The sequence below is a fragment of the Paenibacillus sp. YYML68 genome, from assembly GCF_027923405.1.
Taxonomy (GTDB): Bacteria; Bacillota; Bacilli; order Paenibacillales; family NBRC-103111; genus Paenibacillus_G.
The window spans coordinates 1549759-1576588 of record NZ_BQYI01000001.1; the positions used below are offsets into that span (position 1 = coordinate 1549759).

A 26830-nucleotide genomic window follows, 5' to 3' on the forward strand; every position below is an offset into this window, starting at 1 on the left:
GACGGTGTAGCTTGCACTTTTATCAGGCTGCAATGAAAGAAGTGCCATACCAATATATCGAATACGGGAGGTTAGATGTGATGAAAAAAGTCAGAAAAGCGATCATTCCCGCAGCCGGGTTAGGTACACGTTTCTTGCCGGCCACGAAGGCGATGCCGAAGGAGATGCTGCCGATCGTCGACAAGCCGACGATTCAGTACATCGTTGAGGAAGCGGTCAAGTCGGGTATTGAGGACATCATCATCGTCACAGGTAAAGGAAAACGGGCGATCGAGGACCACTTCGATCATGCGTTCGAGCTGGAGCAGAACCTGCTGGAGAAGGGGAAGCTTGAGCTGCTGCGTCAGGTGCAGCATTCCTCGAAGATGGCGGACATTCATTACATTCGTCAGAAGGAGCCAAGGGGTCTGGGTCACGCGGTCTGGTGCGCGCGCAGCTTCATCGGAGATGAGCCGTTCGCGGTCCTGCTCGGTGACGACATCGTACACGGCGATACGCCTTGCTTGAAGCAGATGATCGACCACTTCAACGAGAAGCAGCATTCGATCATCGGCGTGCAGCCGGTGTCGCAGGAGGAGACGAGTCGCTATGGCATCATCGATCCTTCGGAGAGAGATGGCCGTCTGTACAAGGTGAGCAACTTCGTCGAGAAGCCGGCCAAGGGCACAGCCCCGTCCAATCTGGCGATTATGGGCAGATACATATTGACACCGGAGATCTTCGAGATTCTCGGTCAGCAGAAGCCGGGCGCAGGCGGTGAGATTCAGCTGACCGATGCGATCCAGATGCTGAACAAGTTCCAGAGCGTGTATGCGTATCACTTCGAGGGGACGCGCTATGACGTCGGCGAGAAGCTCGGCTTCATTCTAACGACACTCGATTACGCGCTGATGAACGGCGAGCTGAAGCTTCCGCTGCTGAACGCGCTGCAGGAAATTCTTGACCGTGAGAAGTCTTCTCTGCCGATGCTCGGTTAAGGGGGAGAGAAGCATATGAAATCTACCGACTTCCATACCGGAGCGGAGGCGGCTGCTGTGATGCAGTCGTCCTCGCTGTCGCATACGAAATATTTCGCCATGAAGCGGATGATGGATGTGCTGGGAGCAGGAGCGGGCGTTGTGCTCCTCTTCCCGCTCTTCATCGTCGTCGCCCTTCTGATCAAGCTGGAGGACCCGAAGGGACCTGTCTTCTTCAGACAGACTCGCGTCGGCAAGAACGGCGCCGAGTTCTCGATGTATAAGTTCCGCTCGATGGTATCGAACGCGGAGGAGCTGCTCGCTGAGCTGCTCGCGAAGAACGAGACGACCGGCGCCATGTTCAAGATGAAGAATGACCCTCGCGTCACCCGCATTGGCCGCTTCATCCGCAAGACGAGCATCGACGAGCTACCGCAGCTGTGGAACGTGCTGAAGGGCGAGATGAGCCTCGTCGGCCCACGCCCGCCGCTTCCTCGTGAGGTCGCCGAGTATACGGAGTACGACAAGCTTCGGCTGCTTGCGACTCCAGGCTGCACCGGCCTGTGGCAGGTGAGCGGACGCAGCAACATCGGCTTCAAGGAGATGGTCGAACTCGACCTGCGTTACATACGGGAGCGCTCGATCCGGATGGATTGCCGGTTGATCGTGAAGACCGTGCTGGTCATGTTCGGGTCGAAGGGTGCTTATTAAGAGATGAAGAGAGGGAATAAGTGATGGAGCTTCAATCGAAAATTTATGTAGCCGGTCACCGCGGTCTGGCTGGCTCGGCTATTGTTCGCAGGCTGGAGAAGGCAGGACATGAGAATATCGTGACGAGAACGAGCAAGGAGCTCGATCTTCGTGACAAGACGGCCGTCTATCGATTCTTCGCCGAGCAGCAGCCCGAATACGTGTTCCTCGCAGCTGCAAGGGTAGGGGGAATTGTAGCGAATCACACCTATCCGGTGGACTTCCTTGGCGACAACCTGAAGATTCAGACGAATGTGATCGAAGCAGCGTATGAGTTCGGCGCCAAGAAGCTGATGTTCCTCGGCAGCACGTGCATCTATCCGAAGCTCGCGCCACAGCCTCTGAAGGAAGAGTACTTGCTGACTGGGGCACTAGAGCCGACGAATGAGCCTTACGCAATCGCTAAGATCGCCGGTATTAAGCTGTGCGAAGCATATAATCGTCAATTCGGCACCGATTATGTATCGGTCATGCCGACTAATCTGTACGGCCCGAACGATAACTTCGACCTGCAATCGTCCCATGTACTGCCAGCCTTGCTGCGCAAGTTCCATGAGGCGAAGGAAAGCAGTAAGCCATCCGTTGAAATCTGGGGTACAGGCACGCCACGTCGCGAGTTCCTGCATGCCGATGACCTTGCTGATGCCTGCGTGTTCTTAATGAATAACTACTCAGGCAGCGAGATTGTGAACATTGGCGTCGGCGACGACATCGCGATCAAGGACCTTGCCGAGCTGATCGGCCGCATCGTCGGCTACGAGGGCGAGATTGTCTACGACACGACGAAGCCGGACGGCACACCGCGCAAGCTCGTCGATACGACGAAGATCAACGAACTTGGGTGGAGCGCCAGCATCCCGCTGGAGGATGGAGTTCGTTCAGCTTATGCATGGTTCAAGGAGCAATACGCTGTAAATCCAGTTAATTAAATACGATTAAATTCAACCATTCGGAGGAGTATATCTATGACGAAGAGAGCGCTAATTACAGGTGTAACGGGACAAGACGGATCTTATCTGGCGGAGCTGCTGCTGAGTAAGGGCTATGAGGTGTTCGGCCTGCGCAGACGTACGAGCACACCGAACTATGAGAACGTCCAGCACATTAAGGATCAGATTCAGTGGATCTCTGGCGACTTGACAGACCTCGCTTCGCTGATCGAAGCGGTACGTATCTCGCAGCCGGATGAAGTCTATAACCTGGCGGCCCAATCGTTCGTCGCTGCATCTTGGCCGCAGCCCTTCACCACTGGACACATTACGGCGCTGAGTGTAACGAATATGCTCGATGCGGTTCGTCTCATTAAGCCTGATGCCAAGTTCTATCAAGCGTCCAGCAGCGAGATGTTCGGTAAAGTGCAGGAGACGCCTCAGAAGGAGACGACGCCGTTCTATCCTCGCAGCCCTTATGGCGTAGCGAAGGTATACGGTCACTGGATTACGGTCAATTACCGCGAGAGCTTCAATATGTTCGCTTGCTCTGGCATTCTGTTCAACCACGAGTCTCCGCGTCGCGGACTTGAGTTCGTCACACGTAAGGTGACAGACGGTGTCGCCCGTATCAAGCTCGGCCTGCAGGATAAGCTGCCGATGGGCAACCTCGACGCTCTGCGCGACTGGGGCTTCGCCGGCGACTACGTGAAGGCGATGTGGCTCATGCTTCAGCAGGACGAACCGGACGATTACGTCATCTCGACTGGCGAGATGCACACGGTTCGCGAGCTGCTAGAGGTGGCATTCTCTTATGTTGGCTTGAACTACGAGGATCATGTGTACATCGATCCGGCGTTCGTACGTCCAGCTGAAGTCGATCTTCTGCTCGGTGACTGCTCGAAGGCGAAGGAGCAGCTCGGCTGGGAGCTGGAGGTAGGGTTCAAAGAGCTGATTCATATGATGGTGGATGAGGATATGAAGCGGGTTGGTCGTGAGGAAAGTCACAGAGCCCGTGTTGAGATACAATAGTTGAGAATCATATATATGTATAGGTGGCGTTAAGGTATGTTGATGCCACCTAATACCTTTAGTATCTCAGGAGAGATAAGATATGAAAAAACTTATATATTTTACACTACCAAGTATTTTGTCAAGATTGATCAGTTTTTTTGTTTTTCCAATAATTACATTTTATATATCGCCTGAGGACTACGGTATTTTATCGATTTCAATAGTTATATGCACTATTATTACTACACTAGTAACACTCTCAGTCAATAATTATATATTTAAAAGCTTGAAGGAACAAAGTTCGAGTAATGGAACTGATGACCTAAAGGAATCATATTCTATAACATTTTGTATTTCTTCAATAATATTTGGAGCTCTTATTATTAATGGGTTCTTATTTGAGAATAGCAAGTTGGTCCTACTGACGAGTTTTTTACTAATAGTATATTTTGTTGATTTTTTCTTTTGTTCTTTCTATAGGGACTTCTATCGAGCGACCAACAACGCAAGAGACTATGCAGTAGCAGATCTTATTAAGGTTATATTATATCCATCTTTCACCATTATGGCGCTAGTTCAACTTGGTTGGGGAGTCTATAGTGTGGTTCTGGGGAATGTCGCTGCTTTAGTAATGACAATTATCTATAACACTCGCAAAAGTGGTGTTTTTTTTCATAAGGTATCATTTTCGAAAAAGTTAAAGACGAATTTGTTATCTGTTTATAAATATACTGTTCCATTTGCGATATTTGCCATCCTACAATTAGTACTAACCGGTGGAGATAGGGTTATTATCAGTTATTTGCTTTCAAGTCATGAGGCAGGTATTTACGCAACTGCAGTGACCATTGCTTCAATATTAGGATTAGTGGCCAACGCAGTAAATAATCAAATGATAGGGGTATTCATGAACACAACTGATCCAGAAAAAGTACAGTCAGCCATTGAACTATACAGTAAATTTATATTCTTCGTTTGTTTTTCTATATACTTAATGTCTAAACCGTTTATAGAATTATTCTTACATGATAGTTATGTTGATTCTATTCCTTATGTACCGTTTTTGTTAGCTGGACAACTACTATACTCACTACATCTAGTATCAGTAAATGTAATGGGTATTATTGCATTAAAATCTAAGTTAATACCAGTGAGTACCTTGATTGCAACAATTTTTAGTGTTTCAATGAATTTTATTCTTATCCCAAAATTCGGATTGTATATTGCTACTATAGTTTCACTTGCTTCGTTTGTTGTTCTACTAGTAATATCGTATTCGTTATCGCGTCGCTACTTTAGGTACAGACTATTTAGTAAAAGATTGTTGTATTATTGTGTGATTATGTTAATTTTTATTACAATATCAGAATTAACAGTTAGTTTAAGTGATAGTTCTATAGTACTTTTCATCATAAACATAGCCATAATCCTAATAGCATTAATAGTTTTTATATTACTTGAAAAAAAGGAAGTAGTGAAATATTTCTATAAGAGAAAAGTAAAGGTGGAAGCAGCTAAATTAACTTCATAATAAACGAATCCGTGTAGTCTGGGGGCCATATGATAAAATTCTTACTTGTTCTCTTGGTGATTGGTAACATTATCTCATATATGAAATATGAGTTTGCAACCCAAATGTATAGCTTGAAATTTCTAATTGTAATTTTAATATCATTATCAGTAATCATAGTATCCCTTTTAAAATATAGAAGTATATTATTTTATAAAAATAATATACTGGTTCTGACAACCTTCTATCTCTGGCTTCTAACTATAGGATTAGGAACAATAAATTCAAATGATTTTGATGAAATAGTAAGCATTTTATCATCTACTTTAACATACGTGCTACTATTTTTATTCTCTTTTGTTGTTATACCTAATTATATTAAGAGCAGAGAAGAATACTTTGAGTATCTGAAATTGTTTTTTTGGTGCCTTTTTTTATCACTTGGGATATCTTTCTTAATCAGCTTCTCGGATCCCTCTGCATATCACTTGAATCCAGAAAGCTTAAGGAATAGATATTATGCGTTATTTAATCATCCTAACTTCCTAGGAGTCTTTTCTTTTTTAGGAATAACTGTATGCACCTATTTGGCTTATGTTTTTAATAAAAAAAAATACTTAACCGTGGTGCCATTTTATTTGTACTTGATTTATCTGAGTGACAGTAGAACAGCAGGGCTGGCAGTTATTTTACTACTTACTCTCCTTGCTTATTTTATGTTGTCTAGTAAGTTTCAAGTTGTAATAAAAAGGACAACTTTAGGAGTTTTAACATGTATTGGGGTTATTGTATTGAGTAATAAATTAAGCCAAACAGGGAATTTATATTATGACCTAAATGAATTATTAAGTAATAGATTAGATGTCTGGATGTATCATATCGATCAAATGAACTCGGCGTCTACAGTATTTCTAGGAATGGGTTTAACCAAAAATGAATTACCTATTGATAATTACTATATAGCTGTATTTACGAAAACTGGTATCTTCGGACTGGGTATATTTCTTTTATTTATAGCATCTGTTTTTATTATACTTTATCGATCTTATAAGGTGAATAAAGATCGAAGCAGTAAATTTATGATGTCATTTTTTATTGTGATGCTTTATTATGCACTGACAGAGTCTGTCCTCTATACTCTCGGTAGTTTAACGAGTATTTTTTTATGGTCATCTATTGGTGTTCATACCAGTCAAAGCTTATCTAATCAGAGAACTCTAAAAGGTACAGTACCGGTAAAAACTAAAAATATAGATAATATTGTGAAGGAGTCCAAAATTCTAACATGAACATCCTAATGGTACTATCCATTGGCCTTCCAAGCAAAATTTATGGAGGTCCGACATCCGTTGCATTCAATCAAGCCAAAGCATTAGTTAAGCTAGGTCATGATGTAACGATTGTGACTTCTAATCTTCTGGCTTTCACTCCTAAGCAGGTTGTGAGCATGTCTGAGACCAACGTTGATGGTATTAAAGTGAAGTATTTTGAATCAAGCTATGTCCGAAAGAAATTTTCACTTCTATATTCTCAGTCGATGTTTAATTGGTTGAAGGCTAATTGCGGAAGATATGATGTCATACATATTCACTTCGGACGAGAGCTTATTCCGATTATTGCAACACGCATTGCGATGAAGAGTAAAGTACCCGTCTTTATACAGCCGCATGGCATGCTGAATAAAAGGTCCGGAGCTAGAAAGTTAATTGATCAAATAATTACAACAAGTATTCTTGAAAAATGTAATATGGTGTTTGTGCTGCAAGAAAAAGAGGCAGCCTGCGCGCTTGAAATTGCACCGAATTGTCGCACGATGGTCGTACCTAATGGAGTAGAACTGCAACCTAGAGAGACGACTTGGAGTATAGAAAACCTTAAGCATAAAACGATCCTTTTCTTGGCAAGATTACACCCTCGAAAACGGTTATTGAATTTTATAGAAATGGCAAAGGAACTTAAAGATCGTGGCGGTCAATACAATTACAAGGTAGTTGGTCCTGATGAAGGGGATCTGAATGAAGCAATTCGAAGAGTAACGGATTATGATATGCTTCAGAACTTTCAGTTTACCGGTGCTCTCAATAGTCAGCAAGCCATTGAAGCCTATCAAAGCGCTAGTATTTACATTTTGCCAGCTAAAGACGAGCCATTCGGAATGACCGTAATTGAAGCACTATCTATGGGGGTTCCAACAATTGTTAGTGAATGCATTCATATTCGAGACATATTGGAGGAATCTAACTCGGTGTTGCTTAGCGATGCTACACCAACTGATCTAGCGAATAAAGTAGAAATGATATTTAATGAACCACGAGTTGCCTCGGAGCTTTCGTTGAATGGAATGAAGTTAGTGCATGAGAAGCTGACGATTATGAATATTGCTAAGCAATTAGAAAGTACGTATTCCGAGGTGAAAAGTATTGGATAATCTGTCCTACAATGAAGCATCCGTAATCGATTTATCTAAAGCTGGAAATGGTGATTTCACAAGAACATGGCCGAGGTGGCTGGAAGCATTATGGATGATCATTGAATTTATATTAGTTACGAATCCTCTGCAGGTATCTTCAAAGCTAAGGATAGGAGTTCTCCGAATATTTGGAGCTAAGATAGGCTCTGGTGTCATTATGAGGGCCAGAACTAGAATTAGATTTCCATGGAACCTGACCATTGGGGATAATTGTTGGATTGGTGAGGGAGTATGGATCTCAAATAAGGGAAAGGTTGTTATTGGAAATAATTCAGTTATTTCTCAGGAATCATTCATCACAACAGGCTCACATGAGCCCTACGTCACTATGGATGTAATCGTTAAACCTATTATTATCCAAGATGGAGTATGGATTACATCAAGATGTATAGTGCTACCAGGGGTAACAGTGGGGAAAAATTCAATCGTTACTCCCGGGAGTGTAGTGAACAAGGATTTAAAGCCGAATGGCATTTATGGCGGTAACCCAGCTAAATTTATTAAGAATAGATTTCATAGAGAAGAGGATCTCAATGACCATGACCATGAAGAAAAAGAAAATCGTCTTCGTCATCAACTTCTTTCATCCTGACTATGCCTCAACCGGTCAGCTGATGACGGAACTGTGCCTGCATCTTCAGAATGACTTCGACATTACCGTCATCGCCCAGCAGCCTGACCATATGGAGCAGACGAACAACGGTAAGAGATTTACGACAGCGTACCTCGAGAGTATCGAGATCATTCGCATTCGACTGCCTCAGCTGAACAAGACGAATAAGCTTAGTCGCATCAAGTACATCTTGTCCTACTTCTTCTTCGCTCAGATTGCGCTCTTGAAGCTGAAGAACGTCGATATGATCTACTCGATCTCAAGTCCTCCGATCATCGGCGGTCTGATTGGCACGATCGGCAAGCTGCTGAAGGGTGCGAAGCACATCTACAACATCCAGGATTTCAACCCTGAGCAAGCGGAAGCGGTCAGCTTCACCGATAAGAAGTGGCTCTTCCAGCTGGCGCGTAAGGTGGACAATATCAGCTGCAAGCTGGCCGATCATGTGATTACCGTAGGTGAGGATATGCGGGAGACGTTGCTCCATAGGTTCAAGAATAGTCAAGCGCCTAGCAACACGGTCATTAACAACTGGACGGACGAGAAGCAGATTACACCGCTGCCGAAGGAGCACCCGAAGGTGCAGGCGTTCCTCGAGCAATACGGACTTACGAATAAGTTCGTTATTATGTACTCAGGCAATCTTGGACTGTACTACGATCTAGAGAATATGATCAGCATCACCGAGCACTTCAGACATATGTCGCACGTGGCCTTCGTCTTCATCGGAGACGGTGCAGTCAAGGGGAAGATGCAGCAGTTCGTGGAGCAGAAGCAGCTTCCGAACGTTCACTTCATCCCGTTCCAGCCGAAGGATCAGATCATCTATTCCCTGAATGCGGCTGACATTCATCTTGTTGTGAACCAGAAGGGGATTAAGGGCGTGTCTGTTCCGAGTAAAATATACGGAGTCATGGCGGCGGGCAAGCCGATTCTAGGTGTACTGGAGAAGGGCAGTGAAGCTTCGAACCTGATCGAGCATAGTCAATGCGGCTATACAGTGGAGCCTCAGGATTATAATGCACTTATTGATACGATTCGTAACATTGTGAAGCTTGATCGTCATCAGCTGATCGCTCAAGGGCTTCTGGGTCGTGAATATTTGGAGCAGCATCTGCGCAAGGAAGTGGCCATCAATAAGTACCGTCATCTACTGGCGAATATAGGGTAACGAGATGAGAACTCAATCATCGGTAGACGCTAACATAGCCTTCTATATCTCGGACTATGGATATGGTCATGCTTCACGCAGCATTGCCTTGATTCGGCAGTTGATGCTTATGCACAAGAGGCTCCGCTTCGTCGTGTGCAGCTCGTTTCCGATCCCGTTCATGCAAGCTTCGCTGCAGCCCTTCAAGGACCGAATAGTATACCGCAACGACTATTGTGAGTTAGGATACGAATTGTATCTACATTCAATGGAGCCGGATATTTCAGCCATGCGATCTGCGTATGAACGATTCACGGATGAACTGCCAGCCCGAGTGCAACGTGAGGTGCTGCTTCTCAAGGAGCAGGAGGTGCAGCTCGTCCTATCCGATATGGCTGCTGTTCCGTTCGCCGCTGCAGGTCAGCTTGGCATTCCATCCATAGGCATCTCGAACTTCACGTGGTATACGGCCTACAGAGGCATGCTGGATCACGACCAGCTGATTGACCTATACGCTCTATATGTGCAGATGGACTATTATGCTGCGCTGCCAGGGGCGAAGGAGCCACGCTGGGGACGACTCGGTCAATCGCAGTTCGGCTTCTACAGTCGGGAGGTGGATCAGCAGGAGGTGAATCGTATTCGCAGCTTGCTGCCTGCGGATAAGCGTATCGTATTCACTGCTCTCGGTATGAAGATTGACGCACAGCATATATCCGAGTGGCGGTTGTGGGCGGATGAGGATGTTCACTATATCGTATCTGCGAATATGAATGTGCCCCTGTCGAATGTAACAAGTATTCCTGCTGAATATACCGAGACGCAGCATTATGTAGCGGCCGCGGATGTGATCGTAACCAAGGCTGGCTGGGGGATGATCTCAGAGGCGGTATGCTGTGGCAAGCAGCTGTTCATTATGGAGAGACATCGTATGCAAGAGGACGAGAATACGCTCCTTGCGCTCGCCAGTCAGTATCCGTACGTGTCCGTACCTTGGGAGGCATTGAAGACCAAGAGCTTCTCGGAGCTGGAACGAATAGGTGAGCGTTGCGGTCCTCCGCAGGCGACCCAAGGTACGGACCGTATCGTAGCGATCGTCCGATATATCAATGAAATTATGACCACACTTCAGCTAAGGAGAGATGATCACGATGAAGCTAATTCTACTATCCGGCGGCTCGGGTAAGCGCCTGTGGCCCCTATCTAACGATGCAAGATCGAAGCAGTTCCTGAAGGTGCTGGACAACGAGACCGGAGATAAAGAATCGATGGTGCAGCGAGTATGGCGGCAGCTGGAACATGTTGGCCTCGCTCAGGATGCATGTGTGACAACGGGCAAAGGTCAAGTGGAAATGATCGTATCGCAGCTCGGCTCCCTCGTGCCTGTCGTCGTGGAGCCTGCTCGTCGGGATACGTTCCCAGCGATCGCGCTTGCAGCGACGTATCTGTACTCGATTCTTGGTGTCAGTCTTCAGGAGGTCATCGCGGTGCTTCCGGTTGACCCATACGTCGAGGATGATTTCTTCCTGCGCGTGAAGGAGCTGGAGACGATCGTCGAGCAGTCTGATGCTGATCTTGCACTTATTGGCATTAAGCCAACGTATCCATCGGAGAAGTACGGCTATATTGTACCGAAGCTCGAGGAAGCTGACGCGAGCAGCACTTATGTACGTGTCAGTCACTTCAAGGAGAAGCCCCGCGAGGAAGAAGCGAAGTCGCTGCTTGAGGCGAATGCGCTTTGGAACGGCGGGGTTTTTGCATTCAAGCTGGACTATATTATCAATCTGTTAATGGCCAAGGGTCTTCCGATTCAATATGAGGAGCTGCTGAAGCAGTTCGACAGCTTGCCGAAGATTAGCTTCGATTACGAGGTGGTCGAGAAGGCGAGCAACATTGTAGCGACTCCGTATGAAGGCTACTGGAAGGATCTGGGTACCTGGAATACGCTGACTGAGGAGATGGGCGTAAGTATTATGGGCTCCGGCATCCTGTGCGAGCAATCGACTAATTCTCATATCGTGAATGAGCTGGATATTCCAGTTACAGTGCTCGGCGTGCCGAATGTAGTGGTGGCCGTCAGTCCGGACGGCATTCTCGTCAGTGATAAAGCCGCAAGCCCGAGGCTCAAGGATATGATCAACCATATCGAGCAGCGCCCGATGTATGAGGAGCGCCGCTGGGGTGAATACAAGGTGATGGATTACCACAAGCTGGGTGAAGGTCAGGAGCTGCTGACGCGTAAGATGCGCGTGACAGCTGGCAACTCGCTGAGCTACCATATGCACCGCAACCGTAGTGAATGCTGGACGATCGTAGCCGGGCATGGGGAGTTCATACTGAACAACGTGTTCATGCAGGTGAAGGAAGGCGACATGCTGCAGATTCCGGCAGGCACCCTCCACAGCATACGCGCACTGACCGATCTGGAATGGATTGAGGTCCAAATGGGCAAACAGGTTAATGACGGAGACATCGTGCGCCTGTTCATGAACTGGGAAGAGATCGAACTGCATTGCCGCTCCGTGAGGTAATGGAACTCCATCAAGCAAAGGAAGCGGGCAATTGAGACAAAAACGAATGAAGCGAAGCGGCGCGAGGCTCTGGCTGTACGGGGCGCCGCTTCTGATCTGGCTGCTCGTCATCTTCATGATGTCAGCGCAGCCGTATACGAAGCAGGACTTGAAGCCTTGGATTAAGCAACACCTGTCTGAGCCTGTGATGAAGGAGCATCTCGGGCAAGTGGAAGTGAAGTATGGTGGCCGCACGATCAGTGTGGAGAAGAACGGGGCGGCGGGCTTTGTAGAATTTGTCATCCGCAAGGGTGCGCATCTGCTCGTATATATGCTACTGGGCATGATGATGTATCGGCTGCTTGCGTACGTGCTGCAAGGACGGAGTACGTATGTGCCGATCAGTCTTGCGCTCGTCCTGTGCTCGCTGTATGCGGTGTCGGATGAGTGGCATCAGCGCTACACCGTATCGAGAACGCCGATGGTCGCGGATGTGCTGGTTGATGTATGTGGTGCAGCGCTCGGTATAGGGACAGCTTGGTTGTTCATGTATGGGAAGCGGGGAAGGAGAGAGGTGACTTGACCGTTAAGAAACGACGATGGGCACGCACTGGAACGTATGTGCTTATCCTGCTGTTCGCTATATTGGCAGGTGGAGCGGGCTATGTAGCATACATGTACCATCAGCTTAGCTCGATGGATATTTCCGATGTGCTTGCTCGTCAGACAAGTACGACATCGACAACGCAGGAGCAGGGGCAGTCGGAGGCTGGGACAGGTACAGGGGACGGGAAGACGAACAATCCTACCGAAGATAAGGCGCTTCCTCTTATTCTGGATCAGACCTTGGATAAGGCGGGCGCCATCGCGAATAAGCCCATTGATAAGCAGGATGCACTGGATGCAGCCGCGATCTTACTGCAATCCGGATTATCGCTTCGGGACATCTACTTCCTGATCGGTCAGTCTGATGCGAAGCTGTCAACCGAGGAGAAGCAGCGCATTCGAGATATTTTATTAGAAAAAATGACGAATGAAGAAATCGACGCCCTGCGCGCCATTACGAGGAAATACGGCAAGGGCTTGAACATAGCAGACCCGAATTACCCGATCGAGCTGGTCGGAGTTACGGACAAGGCGGAGCGGGAGCGGATTATGCAGGAGCTCGCTGAGCGAGAGCGGCACGAGATGGCAGGCGGAGAGCCTGCTGAGCAGAGGACTGTTCCAGCATCAGTAGAAGCAGGTACGGCGGCTGGGGAAGCTGGGCATGTGGTAGGAGCTAAGCCTGAACGTACAGAAGCGATAGCCGCGATCGAAGGTAAGTATGAAGAGCAGCTGAAGCAGGTGCAAGCTTCCTGTCAAGGGAAGGCGTCTGCCCTGATCGGGGAGCTGAAGCGCGAGCTGGCTGGTCATGACAAGGTAGATCGTAAGCTGCTCCAGGAGCTGCAGCGTAAGTATGCGGCGCGCATTGATGCGGCCGAGACTGGCTGTGAGCAGCAGGTGAAGGGCATGGTCAGCAAGGCGAAGCAAGAGCTGAAGGCAGCAGGGCTGAACGACACGGGCCCAGATAGCTGGCTGAAGCAATACCATTCGGCGAAGGCTGGTATGCAGGCTAAGGCGTTCCAAGAGCTGGAGAGCAGCTTGAAGTAAGTGATGAGAGTTCAAGTATCATTTTACAAATCTAATGAAAGTGTTAAGGTGATCCGAATGATAGGTAAGCGTATACAGTATTACCGGAACATGAAGCGACTCTCGCTCACGGAGCTGGCGTACCGGGCTGGCGTGGCGAAGTCTTACTTAAGCTCGATTGAGCGTAATATTCAGAGCAATCCTTCAGTTGATTTTCTTAATAAAATCTGTAAAGCGCTCGGAATTGACATCTCGGTTCTGATTAAGGATACGGACCACGAGGCAGCACAAGTGGCGAGTCTGGACCAAGAGTGGCTGAGGCTTGCTCAGGAGGTTCAGGCGTCAGGGATGAGTGTGGAGGAAGTGCGGCAGGTGTTGAGTCAGTATAGGTAACCCCTCACAACTCATGCACCGTCACCTCGCTCCGCACGAACAGCCTGGCATTCACACCTGTCTGCCCGAGGCCCTTAGATATATAGTAATGTCCCTGCGGGCTGTGATGCAGCCCCTTATAGATTCCGCTCGCTGGCAGCTTGCCCATCGGGCGGATGCGGTACAGGAACGGGACGTTGATCTGCTTGCCGTGCAGGTGTCCGGCCATCAAGTAATCGTAGCGCTCAGTCAGATGGAGCACGATATTCGGATCGTGAGTGATGACGACGCGAGGGCGCTCGGCGTGGACGGAGTGGAACGCCTTCAAGACGCGGGCCTTGCCGCTACCGAAGTCGTCAATGCCGATGAGCTGGAAGCCGGGCAGCTGCACCGCTTCGTTGCGCAGCACGACGATGCCCCGCGATTGCAGCAGCTTGATCAGGTTCGTCAGCTTGCGCAGGTGATGGTCATGGTTGCCGAGTACTGCATAGGCGGGCACGCCGCTCTGCTGCACTGCCTCAAGGTACCGGTCCAGCGGCAGCAGCTGGTGCTCGAGCTCCGTATAGTCGCCGGTCAGGAACAAGTAGTCCGGCCTCTCACTCGCGATAACGCGGGCAAGCTGACGAGGCGTTATGCGCAGCCGTTCGACGTGCAGGTCGCTCAGCTGCAGCACCTTGATGCCGAGTCCGAGAGGGCGCTGCACGCGCTCGATCTTCAGCCATTGTGTAGGCAAGATGAATAGCACATAGACGCTTGCCAGTGCGCCTAATGCAGCTCCGATAATCCACTCCATAGCTATAACCTCCTCTGATCCCCAAGCAATGCTCAAGTCTTCATTCTAGCTCCAAGACATTGGATACTCAAGCACTCTCTATTATCAGTACGCTCCTGGTACCTATATTATTGACCTGCTTAACTATTATTTAAGAAAAAATAGTCAAATCTAGGGTTGGATTCTATCTCAGAACGTGTTAAAATTCACATAATGGGACTTGATACAAATTGTATCGTACTGGAGGTGTGCGACCAATGCCCTATCACTATTTTACAGAAATTTGGACACCGCTGCGCCTAATAGGAGTGAAGCTGCTTCGGGATTCAGATGGTAAGTATTGGGTCAAAATATGGGGTTTTACACGTCGCAAGCTTTAGTGTGGACGGTGTGATACAATTGGTATCCAAAAAGAGAGGGGAAGCGCCATGGAGATCAGAAGCTCGAGAGTACGAAATAACGTGCGGGCGATGACTGTAATTGACAAGCCGTATTATATGAACTACGAGGTCCATAAGAAAGCTAGTCCGGATGATGAAGAGCCGTTCTATGTGGGGTATGACCATGGTATGGATATACTATGCGGCTCTTGTCAATGGTTGATGACCAAAAATGTCAATCTCATGGACCTTCCCGTTCTCGCTGTCTACGAGTGCCCGAAGTGCGGACAGCTGAACCGGCTGTAGAGGTTCATAATATAGAGCTTACGGTTACTTCACGAGCTCCGATCGAACGAGCGACAGGAATTGCTTCGTCTCTTCGGCAGATAATGCTCTTCCCTGAAACGTAAGCTTGAACTGCTGCATGATCTGATAGTCTGAGTTGAATAGGCTTTGCACGAAGGAGCGAACATCTTCGTCAAGGATGGTGGTCGGGGCTAGTGTGAGGCCACGTATATAGTCTTCGGATACCTCAAGCGCGATGGCCAGCTGTCGCAGCTGCTGATCATCAGGGACTATTGTACCTTCTTCAATCCACTCGATTAGGTCTAATGCCATTCCGCACCTGCTTGCGAGCTCCTGCTCGCTCCATTCCAGGCTTAGTCTTGTCGCTGTGATTCGGCGTCCGACATGCTTCAACGTGTTACACCTCTGATTCTCTGTATAATATACAATATAATACGATTGTTCGCTGCAGCGAACACTTCACGATTATACAACATGTAGCATAGTATGTGAAGATAAGCTTTCTATGGAAAAGGTTTACATAGGAATAATTAACTAAATCTAAAAAATTATTTAGAAACGAAAATATGGATAATAATAACTATCGAAACGAAAAGGTTTTACCGATAAACTTAAACATATGGATAGAAGGCTCTCACACACGGAAGTGGATGGATCAAAGTCTAAATAGACGAATGGAGAGAGAGAACTTTGATGGAGAGAACCATTACAATAGAAGTCGAGCGCATTCTGCGACAATTGGGTATAGTGTCCATGCAGACGATGAACGCTTCGGATGCGGTTCAGCCTGCTGCATACGCTTCGGATGCGACCTCTGAGCAATCCGCCACCAGACGCTTGTCGCATCAACCTGACTTAGAACGCACATAATATACGCTGCCGAGCGGCCATATATACATTTCATGAAAACTACACTTGAATCCGTATGGTATCCTTTGCTATCATAACCATATCAATTGAGGAAACGAAGGTGTGATTCCTGTGTCCAAGCGCGCATATAATTTCAACGCCGGTCCGGCTGCACTGCCCCTAGAGGTACTGCAGCGTGCTCAAGAGGAGCTGGTCGAGTACCAAGGTATCGGCATGTCGATTATGGAAATTTCTCATCGCAGCTCGCAGTACGAGAAGCTGAACGAGGAGACGCAGGTGCTGCTGAAGGAGCTGTTCGCGATTCCGGACGGCTACAAGGTGATGTTCCTGCAGGGAGGCGCGAGCACCCAGTTCGCAATGATCCCGATGAACCTGCTGAAGGAAGGGAAGACCGCGCACTACGTGCATACCGGCTCCTGGGCTGATAAGGCGATCAAGGAAGCGAAGCTGTTCGGCGCTACAGCCGTTGCGGCATCGTCAGAAGAGGACAAGTTCACCCGTATGCCAGACCTGTCGGGTCTTGCTCTAGGCGAGGATGCTGCTTATCTTCACCTGACGTCGAATGAGACGATCGAGGGCACACAGTTCCAGACGTATCCGGACACAGGCTCGGTGCCGTTGATCGGAGATATGTCAAGCGACATCTTGTCCCGCCCTGTTAACGTGGCGCAGTTCGGCATGATCTATGCGGGTGCGCAGAAGAATCTCGGTCCATCTGGCGTGACGCTCGTCATTATGCGCGAGGACCTGCTGCAGGATGCGCCTAAGGGTGTAGCGACGATGCTCCGCTACGATACACATGTGAAGAACAATTCCCTGTACAATACGCCTCCAGTGTACTCGGTCTATATGATGAACCTGGTGCTGCACTGGATCAAGGATCATGGCGGTCTCGCCGCTATGGAGCAGCGTAACAAGGAGAAGACGGACCTGATCTACCAGGCGATCGATTCGAGCGATGGCTTCTACCGCGGTGTCGTACAGGCGCCGTACCGTTCGCGCATGAACATTACGTTCCGCCTTGGTACGGAGGAGCTGGAGAAGGCATTCGTGAAGGAGTCCGAGCAGAACGGCTTCGTCGGTCTGAAGGGACACCGCAGCGTTGGCGGATTGCGCGCATCGACGTATAATGCCGTGCCGCACGAGTCCTGCAAGGCGCTGGCGGATTTCATGAACGACTTCCGCAGCCGGAACCAGTAACAGGCGCGTCAAGTGCGCATGCTAGCCCAAGAGCAGTAGCTTGCTACAGACCGTCCGCGGCTCGTAGCAGGCTGCTGCTTTGTGCTGTTCAGCCTACACAGGAACGAGCCGCGGCGCACCTTAACAACGATATAAGCGCCACGGCTCGTTGGGCGCGTGACGCTTATGGATTCGATGATGATTTCGATTAGGCGAGCGATTCCTTGACGTTAGGCTCTGTTAATTTGTATCCGACGTTGCGAATCGTTACAATATATTCAGGCGTACGAGCGTTCGTCTCGATCTTGTCGCGCAGGTGACTGATATGCACGTCGACGATACGGGTATCGCCGAGGAAGTGATAGTCCCATACTCCGTGCAGCAGCTGCTGACGGCTGAGCACCTTGCCTCTGTGCTTGCATAAGAACAGCAGCAGGTCGAATTCCTTCGGCGTGAGCTCGATCGTCTCGCCCTTGATCTTCACCTCGCGCTGATCCGGCTGGATCGAGATGTGACCAATCTGTACTGGAGCGTTCTCGGATGTAGAAGGGAGAATCTGAATACGACGCAGGATGGCTTGAATGCGGGAGATGAGTTCCTGTGGACTGAATGGCTTCGTCATGTAATCATCGGCTCCGTTGTCAAGTCCGGCGATCTTGTCAGACAGATCCTGCATGGCGGTGAGCATAATGATCGGCACCATGTTGTTCTGATCTCTGAGCTTACGGCACACTTGAATGCCGTCCATCTTCGGCAGCATGAGATCGAGTACGATCAGGTCGGGGCGGAAGTGCTGAATCGCGCTGAATACAGCCTCGCCATCGTATACGCAATGCACCTCGAAGCCTACTAGCTTCAGGTTGAATTCTATGAGCATCGAGATGGAAGGTTCATCATCAACGACAAGAATTTTCTTCTTCAACATGATTGAATTTCTCCTTTACTGTCGATTGCATGTGAATCAGTAACATCGTTACAGCTTCGTTACAGCCTCACCAGATATGCTCATTATCTCAATGCACCGTCAACCTTGTATTAAGAATAGGTAAAGCGAGTGTTAAAATTGGAGTGACATGTAATGGCGTTTCACATTGTGCTGGTAGAACCCGAAATTCCGGCGAATACGGGGAATATTGCAAGAACGTGCGCAGCGACAGGTACCTGGCTGCATCTGGTACGGCCACTCGGCTTCGACACCGACGACCGAACGCTGAAGCGGGCGGGTCTTGATTATTGGCATTCCGTGAAGCTGGAGTACCATGATTCGTGGCACGAGCTCAAGGAGAAGTACGCATCTTCACGATTTTTCCTTGCGACGACGAAGGCGACGAAGCTATACACGGACATCGAATTCCAGGACGAAGATTTCCTCGTGTTCGGCAAGGAGACGAGAGGTCTCGATCCGTCGATCTTAGCTGAGCATCCGGATTCATTGATTCGCATGCCGATGACCGATACGGTTCGTTCCTTGAACCTGTCGAATTCGGCCGCTATTATCCTCTATGAAGGCTTGAGGCAGAATAGGTTTCCAGGATTATCCTAGCTGTCATGTTAGGGTCTGAAGGGCCATACAATTGGAGTAAGGCGGGGCAGGAATTTACACTTTGATGTCGAAATATCTAAGGTGGCAACTAAAGAACAGGATTGAAATGAGGTGTATGATGATGAAACCGGCAGGTGTTGTCCGCAAGGTGGATCAGCTTGGACGTATCGTGCTTCCAAAGTCGCTGCGCAAAAGGTACCAAATGAACGAGGGGGACCCGGTCGAAATATTGGTCAGCGGCGATCATATTATTCTGGAGCGATATCGGCCACGGTGTGTGTTCTGCGGATCGATGGAGCAGGTGAGCGATTTCAAGGAACGGCACATATGCGGCGAGTGCTTGAGAGAGATGTATGGTCTTAGGCAGAAGGACGCCTAGGAGGAGCATGAGCGGGGGAAGTGCTGCGCTTATGAGCTCAATGGAATGATGCTCTTCGCTTCGAGAACGAAAGAGATGGACTTAGAGGGCTCCACGGCATGCCGCCGTCGGAGCCCTCTCTCGTGATCAGGTCGGTGTATCGCGTGCCAGCTTGCGCCGTCTACGCAGCCACTTGCTCTGCTCCTTCCCTGCGCCGAGCAGCCGGTACGCCTCGATCAAGAGGTCGATCACCTGCAGCTCATTGACGCCGCTGTGCGGCTGCACGTTAAGCAAGAACTCGATAGCGGTGTGCGGCTTGCGCTGGGATAAGAGCTGTCTGGCCGCCCAGATCGCCAGCTTCTCCCATTGCATCTCCAGCCTGTCCTTGATGGACAAGGCATGGGGATCGTAGAAGCCCGACAAGATCGGACCGGTGAACTTGTCCAGCAGTAGCCGGCACAGGAATAGCTTGCTGACAGGCTCGGACAGCTCACTGGCTGTATGAAGCAGCTTCTGTAGCTCCAGCAGATCGAATGCGAGCTCGCCGTGGAGGTGCACATGAGAACGGTCGATGGTGATCGCCTTCTCTTGGTGCTGACCGCGGTCCAGCAGCTTGCTAATATGGTTCAGGTATACGCGCAGGTTACGCAGTGCGCTATGGTAGCTCTTCTCCGGAAACAGGTCGGTACATAGCTGCTCCCGGGATACGTTCCGGTGGAAGGCGAGGTAGAGCAGAATGTTCTTGGCATAGCGGCTATGCCAGCCGTCAGGCATTGCAGCTCCATCTGTCCAGCTGACATCGAATTCGCCGATACACTGGATCCGAAGGGCGGGCTTCGCTTGCTCTAGCATTGATTGCTCGGCTAACAGCTCTCGCATGTGCTCATGGATTAATGAGTCCACGATCGTCGGCGAGACGGACGTCTGTTGCTGGAGGAAGCGATGGAGCCAATCGAACGTGCAGGACGGATCATCGACGAACATGAGGTTCGCCGCCTCCGGTACGATGAGGAAGCCGCTCGTATTCCAATAGACATGCACGAGCCCCGCGAGCGCCGGAGTGAACAGCTGATCCTTCTCTCCGGACAACAACAGCGTCTCGATCGAGGCGAGCAGCGGACTAGGCTGCTGTTGAAGCCATACGGCGATCGTGTTCAAGGCTTGGCGATACGTAAGGTCACTTACACGGCTGAGAGCCTGCGTGACTTGCTGCTGCAGACGCGCCTGCTGCTGTCCATGTACAGTAAGGCTGATCGACTGATCGAGCATCAGCTTCCACTTGTCGAGGTGACTGAATATGGCGGCTGGGTCCTGATTGTAGCCGTGACGCAATAGGAATGGGAACGAGAACAACGGTGATAGGTAGACGATACGCTGTACGTAGCTCGGGTAATGCTGTGCATACGCTCTGGCGACGAGTGAGCCGAACTGATGTCCGATCAAGACGACGGAACGAAGCTCAAGATGAGTGATAAGTGCATGCAGGTCCTGGATTAAGCGATCAGGCTTAAGAGAATCGGGAGATTCCTCGCTGAGTCCGTGACCCGGCAGATCGTAGGCTACGACGGAGTAATGAGGCAGCAGCAACGGGAGTAGACGCTCCCAGATCGACGAGGATAGGCCCATGCCGTGAATGAGCACGAGAGCAGGCTTGTCCGTGGCGGGTGTAGTAGAGGAGGCTAGGTTATATGTAAAGTTCATTCCATAACTGCAAGTGAACGGCTGCATGATGTCATCCCTCTGGGTCTATAATCTTACAATTGGAACAAATAGTTTAATTTCTAAATTTATCTTAATACAAATATAGGGTAGTGTCACTAGAAATGGATGGTAGTGTAACCTTCGTGTAACGATAAATATGGTAATCTAGGTACAACATCCTATTTGTCGGATAAAATTATATTATTGACCAAGGGAAGGTGACAGCGCGCCATGGAGAGGACAGTTGAGATCGAGGTCATCCTACTTCAATTGGGGTTAAGCATTGAGCAGGGGAGGAAGCAGATTAGCGGTTCTGCACCTCTGCATAAAGAGTCAGTCAGTCTCGAGACGCAGACTGATGCACGATTAACGAAAAAAGCGGTCTCGTCCATTCCCCTTGAAGCCCGTACATCGTAGGGCCGTGGCGATGGCGAGTCCGCTTCATATAACGAAAGAGCCGTGCTTACAGCCCCTTCGTCTTATCCTCATTGTAAGCTGCAGTAAGCATCGCAACGATGAAAAGTAGAAATACGACAATCACTAACCAAAATGTAGCAGACATCCTGAGCACCCCCCAGCCATTATTATAACCAACCAATAACGAAAAGAAAACGGATAATGTGTGAACAATTGCTACTTGAAAAACAAAAAATGAGTCGGCATCGGTCTCAGACGTCCGCCGGCATCTGAAGGCTTGTTGATCACCTGTCCGTCGAAAATGAGACTCGATGAGCCTCCACCATCCAGATTATACGCGTCCTTGACGCCGAGCGCCAGCAGCTTGTCCTGAAGCTCGGCCAGCGTCGCTCCGGAATGTCCGCGCTCGTCGTACCCATCCGTTACGAGGAACACTAGCTGGTCGTTCTTCAGGCTGCCGACGACGGTCCTCGGTGCTCTCGCCGGAGACGTCTGCCATTGCGTAGGAATCGTCTGCTTCTGCCCGCCCTGCAGCAGCACCGGTACGAACGTCGCGCCGAACATCGGGTTCAGCTTGTCAAGCTGCTGCTGGGTGGAGAACATGCCGCCGATCAGCTTGCGGTCCTTGCTCAACCCGATGAAGGTCAAATCATTAAACGTAGGCTCGAAGCCGTATACGTACTTGCCCTCATAGACGGTCGTGCTGAGCGGATAGCGCTTGCCTGTACGCTTGTCGTCGGCGAAGCCGCCAGCGTTAACACCAGCGATCGCCCCGTAGCGGCGCGCCGCCTGCTGGGTTGTCTCGCTGCCGCCGACCTTGTCGTTGCCAAGCGTCATGCGCATCCCCTTATCCGACTTCACGGTAACCTTCAGCGCATGGCCGGCATATCGAGCCTCGCTGAACGAATATAGCTTCAGATCGATGTTGTCGGATGACGTGCTGCGCAGCTGCTTGCCGCCGAGTCTTGAGATGAACCGTGAGTCGAAGATGGCGGAAGGCCGCGTAGCGGCATCTGCTGCAAGCTGTGACAGCCGTGCCGCTTCATTGGCGCTCGCTGCGTACAGCTCATAGTACTTCTGAATCGTGGCACGAGTCGAGACTGCATCCTGATTCGCACGGTCGAGACCATCGAGCGCACGCTGTACCGTGCTCGCGAGCTGCAGCTCAGCCTTCGGCCCTGTTGCAGGCGGTGTAATCGTCACGCTCGGCGGGGCGAAGGCCAGGAAGCCGATCAGCCCGAGGAACGGAGCGGCGGCTAGCAGCATGAGCCGATTCAGCTGCTGGAAGCCATTCATGCTTGCTTCACCTCCTCATGAAGTTCGCTTCGTTCTATAGATTATTGCAGCGCATCGAGCTGCTTCTTCAGCTCTTCGAGCTTCTTCGTCACTTCCGCCAGCTGGGTATATAGCTGGTTGCTGTTGTCAGTCTTGCTGCTGGCGCTGTCCTTCGTGAACGCCAGCAGCTCATTCACGGAGTCAATCTTCGACTGCAGCTGCTTCATATCGTCTTGGATCGAAGCTCTCAGCTCCGTAATCTGCTTCTGATAGTCCTCCTGAATAGCAGCAAGCTGCAGCTCCGTCTGGGCCGCGATGTCGGCCTTCAGCTGCTGCTGAAGCTGATCGCTGTATAGCTTTGCCCCATAGATGCCTCCTCCGACGAGGAGAGACCAGACGAGCACGAGCAGCACGTACGTCCGTACTTGCTTCGGCTTGCCGGCTTTGCCGGTCCTGACCTGCTGCCCCCCAGTATCGGGATCTGTTCCTATGCCGGATCTGCTGCCGCGAACAGGCAGCTGCGTCGAATTCGTCTCTAGCTCCGTATTCATGCTTCCCGCCCCTTCCTGTATTCGTTCGGGGTGACACCTGTCGTCTTCTTGAACACCTTGCTGAAATATTTCTCATCCTCGTACCCGACCATCGAAGCGATCTGTGCGATCCGCAGGTGCGGATTCAGCAGCAGCAGCTTCGCCTTATCCATCCGGATGCGGCTCAAGTAATCCGACAGGTTCTCTCCGAATTCCTGCTTGAACTTGCGCGATATATATTCCCGGCTGAGGTAGAAGTGGTTCGCGATCTCCTGCAGCGAGATGTCCTCGTGATAATGGTTGCTGATATACTTCGCGATCTCGAACATGACGTTGCTGTCCTGCTGCTGCAGCTTCAGCATCTGCTTCGACAGCTCGGACAAGCTGCGCGTCAGCTGCTGCTCCCACAGATCAAGGGCGAGCCGCCCTTCGTTATCCGTCGGCACCTGGAACTCGGCTTCCTCACGCGGCTGGACGAGCTGCTGCTGATCGCCGAACCATTCGACGATCCAGCGGCTCTTGTACGCCTTGTACTGGTGCCACCACAGCTCCAGCTGCTCCAGATCAATAGAGCCGAGCTTGCGGACAGCAGCCATCCATTCGCTGACGGCCTTGCTGATCTGCTCCTCGCTGCCGCTGCGAACCGCAAGACGGATCATCTCGGCGTAGCCGTCGATTGACAGGGAGGTCGGCAGTGTACCGGGCTCCTCCGGCTGATAGACGTGAATGCGCTTCTGCTTCTCGAGCAGGTTGCGACGGCGCAGCGCTTGCTTCGCTTCGGCGTAGGCGTTCTTCAGGCCGTCCGGATAGGCGAGCGTGCCGCTCACGCCGATGTCCAGAGAGCTCTGGAACGTGCTCTTAATACACTGCTGCACCGTCTGCAGCAGCTGGTCCGAGCGGCCGAGCTCACGCACGAGCAGCAGGACGATCTCGTTGTCGCTGTTCCAGTAGCGGAAGGCAATGCCCAGCCTTGCAGGCTGCTGCTCGGTCAGCACCTCGTTGCACACATTCATCAGCGAGAAGTAGACGAGATCCCACTGCGACCAGAATCGGTCCTTCAGCTTGCCGTTGATCGTGTCGAGGCTGAGCACAGCCAGACGGCATTCCGTGATGGACGGATCGAAGCCGTACTCGTCGACGATTTCCTTCGCGTGCTTGTCATAGCCGGCCGGCTCGCTGACGAGATTGGACCAGATTGTGTCCCAATAGACGGGACGCAGCTGGTTCACCTCCATCTCGCGCGCCTGCTGCAGGAGGCGCTCCTCCTGCTCCTGCTTCAGCTCGAAGACGGCCTTCTGCACCGTCTCCTTCAGCTGCTGGGCGTCGATCGGCTTCAGTATATAGTCAGCGCCGCCATGCTTCATCGTGTGCCGCACAAGCTCGAAGTCATCGTGTCCGCTGATGACGATTGTCTTGGCGTCAGGCGCTATTTTACGAACCGAGACGAGGAGCTCCTTGCCGTCCATCAGTGGCATCATCATATCGGTGAAGATGAGCTGTGCCGTCTGTTCCTGGAGCAGCTCGACGGCCTCGGCGCCGTCCTGAGCCTCCATGACTGTATGGATGCCGAGCTCCTTCCACGGCACGAGCAGCTTGATCGCCTCGCGTACATGCTTCTCGTCATCGACGATTAATGCTATCATCCTATTCTTCCTCCTCTAGCTGTAGCTGCAATGGAATCGTGATCGTCACCTGGAAGCCGCCCTCAGGCGGTACCTCGATGTGCATGCGCGTGCGAGCATCCTTGCTGCGGCCGCTGCCGTCATAGAGCATGAGCCGCGCGAGCACGTTGCGCAGTCCGATGCTGTCCGATGCAGCGGTGCCACCGCCTCCTCCGGCAGTGGGCTCCAGCGGCAGCCGAAGTGACTGCTGGAGCGACTCGAGCTGATCGGCATTCAGTCCCTTCCCGTTATCCCGCACCGTCAGCTGCAAACAGCCCTCCGCGTTGATGAAGCCGCCAATATAGAGGCGACCTGCTTGCGTGCGAGGCTCGAACCCATGCTTGAAGTAGTTCTCCACGAGAGGCTGGAGCAGCATCTTCGGCACGCGGACCGATTCGGCCTCCTCGGATACGTCGATGGTGACCGTCAGCTCGTCCTCGAACCGCTGCAGCTGCAGATCGAGATACGCCCGCACGTGCTCCACCTCGCGCTTCAGCATGACGCTCGTCTCGTCGTTGTTCATGCTGTAGCGCATAATTTTGGCCAGGGAGGAGAGGAGGGTGTACACCTTGGTCGTCTCCTGCTGCAGCGCGAGCGTCCCGATTGATTGCAGCGCGTTGTATAGAAAATGCGGATTGATCTGCGCCTGAAGCGCCTTCAGCTGGTTCGTCTTATTGGCAAGCTCCAGCTTGTACTCCTTATGAATGAGCTCGTCGATCCGCTGCATCATCGTGCGGAACCGCTGAGCAAGTATGCCGAACTCGTCCTTGCTCGTGACATGAATATCGACCTGCATGTTGCCGGTCTGGACGATACCGATGTAGCCGATCAGCTTCTTGATCGGTGCCGTGAACCGGAACGAGACATACAGCGTGCCGAGGATGACGACGATCATGAAGACGATCAGAATGACCGTATTCGCGTACGTCAGCTCCGCAGCGTGAGCGTATAGCAGCTCGCTGGGGATACGCTTGACGATCGTCCAATTGGCGTAAGGCATACGTATATGCTCGTAGATCTGAATGCCCTTGAACGCGTCATCGCTCCATTCACCGCTGCCGCTGCTCGTCCAGTCTGCTGTCGCCAGCACCTGAGTGACCCAAGGGGCGGCAATGGCAGCGCCGATCAGCTGCGGCTTCGAGCTGAAGATGATGCTGCCGGACTCGTCGAGCACGTACAGCTCCTCGCCTGTCGCATATAGCTGACTGCATATCTCGCGTATATAGTCGAGCCGCACGTCGATGGACAGCGTTCCGAGATCCTTCAGCGTCAGCGCGTTCGAGATCGAGCGGTGCAGCGTGAATACATCGGCGACCGGCAGGGGATTAATAGAAAATAGCTCATACGTATGGCTGACATGCGTCGGCTCGATGCGAATATTGCTATGCTGAATCGCAGGTACATATTTAGACTGACCGGTCTCGTTCAGGTTGACGTTCCCGCGTGTATACAAGTACGCCTTGTCTGTCGTGCTCAAGTACAGGTACACCTGATGAATATCTCGCACCGCATTGTGCACGCTGATGAGACCGCGAATCACCTCGTTGCGGCTGCCGTAGCCAGGCGCTCCATTCTCAATGACGCTGTAGAAGCTCGGGTCGTTATAGACGAACGTTGACGCTTGCTTGATGCTCTCCAGATAGTTAACCATATTGGTCTTGCCTTGATAAATCAAGCGGGAATTGGTCTGTATCGTATCCTCGATGACCTGTCGCTCCGTGACGAAATACGTCATGACGATCGATGTCGAAATGGGCAGAATGGTGGCGGCAAGCAAAAATAAAATGAGCTTGTTGCGAATGCTGTTACGGATCATACGCTTGTCCTCCTAACGGCGCCAGCACCCTTAATTGTAACAATAAAGATCAATAAATTCCACCTGTTACGTCAAGAGAGTAAGTGTTAATTACATCCGTCGAATTTTATACTTACCGT

Annotated in this window: 26 protein-coding genes; 18 read left to right on the forward strand and 8 right to left on the reverse strand. The window is 50.6% G+C overall.

What is annotated here, in order from left to right; genetic code table 11:
* Nucleotides 1-80: 80 nt before the first annotated feature.
* The 14 genes from galU to PAE68_RS06910 all read left to right on the forward strand — a co-directional run bounded on the left by galU (nucleotide 81) and on the right by PAE68_RS06910 (nucleotide 13924).
* Nucleotides 81-977 (forward strand): UTP--glucose-1-phosphate uridylyltransferase GalU, encoded by an 897-nt coding sequence (galU, locus tag PAE68_RS06845; RefSeq protein ID WP_281885372.1) that lies wholly within the window; start codon nucleotides 81-83, stop codon nucleotides 975-977.
* Between the two features lie 60 nt (nucleotides 978-1037).
* Entirely contained in the window at nucleotides 1038-1667 is a 630-nt protein-coding gene (locus PAE68_RS06850; RefSeq protein WP_281890941.1) for a sugar transferase, read from the forward strand.
* Between the two features lie 23 nt (nucleotides 1668-1690).
* Entirely contained in the window at nucleotides 1691-2635 is a 945-nt protein-coding gene (gene fcl, locus PAE68_RS06855) for a GDP-L-fucose synthase (RefSeq protein ID WP_281885374.1), read from the forward strand.
* A 36-nt stretch (nucleotides 2636-2671) separates the two neighbouring features.
* On the forward strand, nucleotides 2672-3667 hold the full coding sequence (gene gmd / locus PAE68_RS06860; protein ID WP_281885376.1) for a GDP-mannose 4,6-dehydratase: 996 nt from the start codon (nucleotides 2672-2674) through the stop codon (nucleotides 3665-3667).
* 82 nt (nucleotides 3668-3749) lie between these two features.
* Nucleotides 3750-5180, forward strand: coding sequence for a lipopolysaccharide biosynthesis protein (locus PAE68_RS06865; RefSeq protein ID WP_281885378.1), 1431 nt, complete (start codon nucleotides 3750-3752; stop codon nucleotides 5178-5180).
* A gap of 29 nt (nucleotides 5181-5209) precedes the next feature.
* On the forward strand, nucleotides 5210-6448 hold the full coding sequence (locus PAE68_RS06870) for an O-antigen ligase family protein (RefSeq protein WP_281885380.1): 1239 nt from the start codon (nucleotides 5210-5212) through the stop codon (nucleotides 6446-6448).
* The gene (locus PAE68_RS06875) at nucleotides 6445-7587 is read left to right on the forward strand and encodes a glycosyltransferase (protein ID WP_281885382.1); all 1143 of its coding nucleotides are present in this window, start codon (nucleotides 6445-6447) and stop codon (nucleotides 7585-7587) included. Before PAE68_RS06870 ends, PAE68_RS06875 begins: the two co-directional genes overlap by 4 nt.
* Nucleotides 7580-8221: a WcaF family extracellular polysaccharide biosynthesis acetyltransferase gene (locus PAE68_RS06880; RefSeq protein ID WP_281885385.1), complete on the forward strand. Its 642-nt coding sequence runs from the start codon at nucleotides 7580-7582 to the stop codon at nucleotides 8219-8221. The genes PAE68_RS06875 and PAE68_RS06880 overlap by 8 nt, the downstream gene beginning before the upstream one ends.
* On the forward strand, nucleotides 8175-9413 hold the full coding sequence (locus PAE68_RS06885; RefSeq protein ID WP_281890943.1) for a glycosyltransferase family 4 protein: 1239 nt from the start codon (nucleotides 8175-8177) through the stop codon (nucleotides 9411-9413). Before PAE68_RS06880 ends, PAE68_RS06885 begins: the two co-directional genes overlap by 47 nt.
* 268 nt (nucleotides 9414-9681) lie before the next feature.
* Nucleotides 9682-10578: a hypothetical protein gene (locus PAE68_RS06890; protein WP_281885386.1), complete on the forward strand. Its 897-nt coding sequence runs from the start codon at nucleotides 9682-9684 to the stop codon at nucleotides 10576-10578.
* Nucleotides 10544-11923 carry a sugar phosphate nucleotidyltransferase gene (locus PAE68_RS06895; protein WP_281885388.1) on the forward strand — a complete coding sequence of 460 codons (1380 nt, stop codon included), beginning with the start codon at nucleotides 10544-10546 and terminating at the stop codon, nucleotides 11921-11923. Before PAE68_RS06890 ends, PAE68_RS06895 begins: the two co-directional genes overlap by 35 nt.
* 31 nt (nucleotides 11924-11954) lie before the next feature.
* Nucleotides 11955-12485 (forward strand): VanZ family protein, encoded by a 531-nt coding sequence (locus PAE68_RS06900; protein ID WP_281885390.1) that lies wholly within the window; start codon nucleotides 11955-11957, stop codon nucleotides 12483-12485.
* A complete protein-coding gene (locus PAE68_RS06905; protein ID WP_281885392.1) occupies nucleotides 12482-13552 on the forward strand; it encodes a hypothetical protein in 1071 nt (356 codons plus the stop codon). Before PAE68_RS06900 ends, PAE68_RS06905 begins: the two co-directional genes overlap by 4 nt.
* Nucleotides 13553-13609: 57 nt before the next feature.
* Nucleotides 13610-13924: a helix-turn-helix domain-containing protein gene (locus PAE68_RS06910; protein WP_281885394.1), complete on the forward strand. Its 315-nt coding sequence runs from the start codon at nucleotides 13610-13612 to the stop codon at nucleotides 13922-13924.
* Between the two features lie 4 nt (nucleotides 13925-13928).
* On the opposite strand, the gene PAE68_RS06915 is transcribed toward PAE68_RS06910, so the two are convergent.
* Complete coding sequence (locus PAE68_RS06915; RefSeq protein ID WP_281885396.1) at nucleotides 13929-14696, reverse strand: metallophosphoesterase; 768 nt, start codon at nucleotides 14694-14696, stop codon at nucleotides 13929-13931.
* 407 nt (nucleotides 14697-15103) lie between these two features.
* Between PAE68_RS06915 and PAE68_RS06920 the strand changes: the two genes are divergently transcribed.
* Nucleotides 15104-15361 (forward strand): hypothetical protein, encoded by a 258-nt coding sequence (locus tag PAE68_RS06920; protein WP_281885398.1) that lies wholly within the window; start codon nucleotides 15104-15106, stop codon nucleotides 15359-15361.
* A gap of 24 nt (nucleotides 15362-15385) precedes the next feature.
* On the opposite strand, the gene PAE68_RS06925 is transcribed toward PAE68_RS06920, so the two are convergent.
* The gene (locus PAE68_RS06925) at nucleotides 15386-15754 is read right to left on the reverse strand and encodes a helix-turn-helix domain-containing protein (RefSeq protein WP_281885401.1); all 369 of its coding nucleotides are present in this window, start codon (nucleotides 15752-15754) and stop codon (nucleotides 15386-15388) included.
* A gap of 588 nt (nucleotides 15755-16342) precedes the next feature.
* On the opposite strand from PAE68_RS06925, the gene serC reads away from it, so the two are divergent.
* Nucleotides 16343-17431, forward strand: coding sequence for a 3-phosphoserine/phosphohydroxythreonine transaminase (gene serC, locus PAE68_RS06930; protein WP_281885403.1), 1089 nt, complete (start codon nucleotides 16343-16345; stop codon nucleotides 17429-17431).
* A gap of 187 nt (nucleotides 17432-17618) precedes the next feature.
* Here the strand turns inward: serC and PAE68_RS06935 are convergent, their stop codons facing one another.
* A complete protein-coding gene (locus PAE68_RS06935; protein ID WP_281885405.1) occupies nucleotides 17619-18335 on the reverse strand; it encodes a response regulator transcription factor in 717 nt (238 codons plus the stop codon).
* Nucleotides 18336-18488: 153 nt separating this feature from the next.
* Here PAE68_RS06935 and trmL point away from each other — a divergent pair, with 153 nt between their 5' ends.
* Both trmL and PAE68_RS06945 read left to right on the forward strand, forming a co-directional pair.
* Nucleotides 18489-18953 (forward strand): tRNA (uridine(34)/cytosine(34)/5-carboxymethylaminomethyluridine(34)-2'-O)-methyltransferase TrmL, encoded by a 465-nt coding sequence (gene trmL, locus PAE68_RS06940; protein ID WP_281885407.1) that lies wholly within the window; start codon nucleotides 18489-18491, stop codon nucleotides 18951-18953.
* A 121-nt stretch (nucleotides 18954-19074) separates the two neighbouring features.
* Complete coding sequence (locus tag PAE68_RS06945; protein WP_281890945.1) at nucleotides 19075-19332, forward strand: AbrB/MazE/SpoVT family DNA-binding domain-containing protein; 258 nt, start codon at nucleotides 19075-19077, stop codon at nucleotides 19330-19332.
* A gap of 126 nt (nucleotides 19333-19458) precedes the next feature.
* Here PAE68_RS06945 and PAE68_RS06950 read toward each other — a convergent pair whose 3' ends face one another.
* The 5 genes from PAE68_RS06950 to PAE68_RS06970 form a co-directional block, all read right to left on the reverse strand.
* Complete coding sequence (locus tag PAE68_RS06950) at nucleotides 19459-21012, reverse strand: alpha/beta hydrolase (RefSeq protein ID WP_281885410.1); 1554 nt, start codon at nucleotides 21010-21012, stop codon at nucleotides 19459-19461.
* A gap of 633 nt (nucleotides 21013-21645) precedes the next feature.
* Complete coding sequence (locus tag PAE68_RS06955) at nucleotides 21646-22725, reverse strand: phosphodiester glycosidase family protein (RefSeq protein WP_281885412.1); 1080 nt, start codon at nucleotides 22723-22725, stop codon at nucleotides 21646-21648.
* Between the two features lie 41 nt (nucleotides 22726-22766).
* A complete protein-coding gene (locus PAE68_RS06960) occupies nucleotides 22767-23255 on the reverse strand; it encodes a hypothetical protein (protein WP_281885414.1) in 489 nt (162 codons plus the stop codon).
* On the reverse strand, nucleotides 23252-24877 hold the full coding sequence (locus tag PAE68_RS06965; protein ID WP_281885416.1) for a response regulator: 1626 nt from the start codon (nucleotides 24875-24877) through the stop codon (nucleotides 23252-23254). Before PAE68_RS06965 ends, PAE68_RS06960 begins: the two co-directional genes overlap by 4 nt.
* A gap of 1 nt (nucleotide 24878) precedes the next feature.
* On the reverse strand, nucleotides 24879-26711 hold the full coding sequence (locus PAE68_RS06970) for a cache domain-containing sensor histidine kinase (protein ID WP_281885418.1): 1833 nt from the start codon (nucleotides 26709-26711) through the stop codon (nucleotides 24879-24881).
* Nucleotides 26712-26830: the final 119 nt, after the last annotated feature.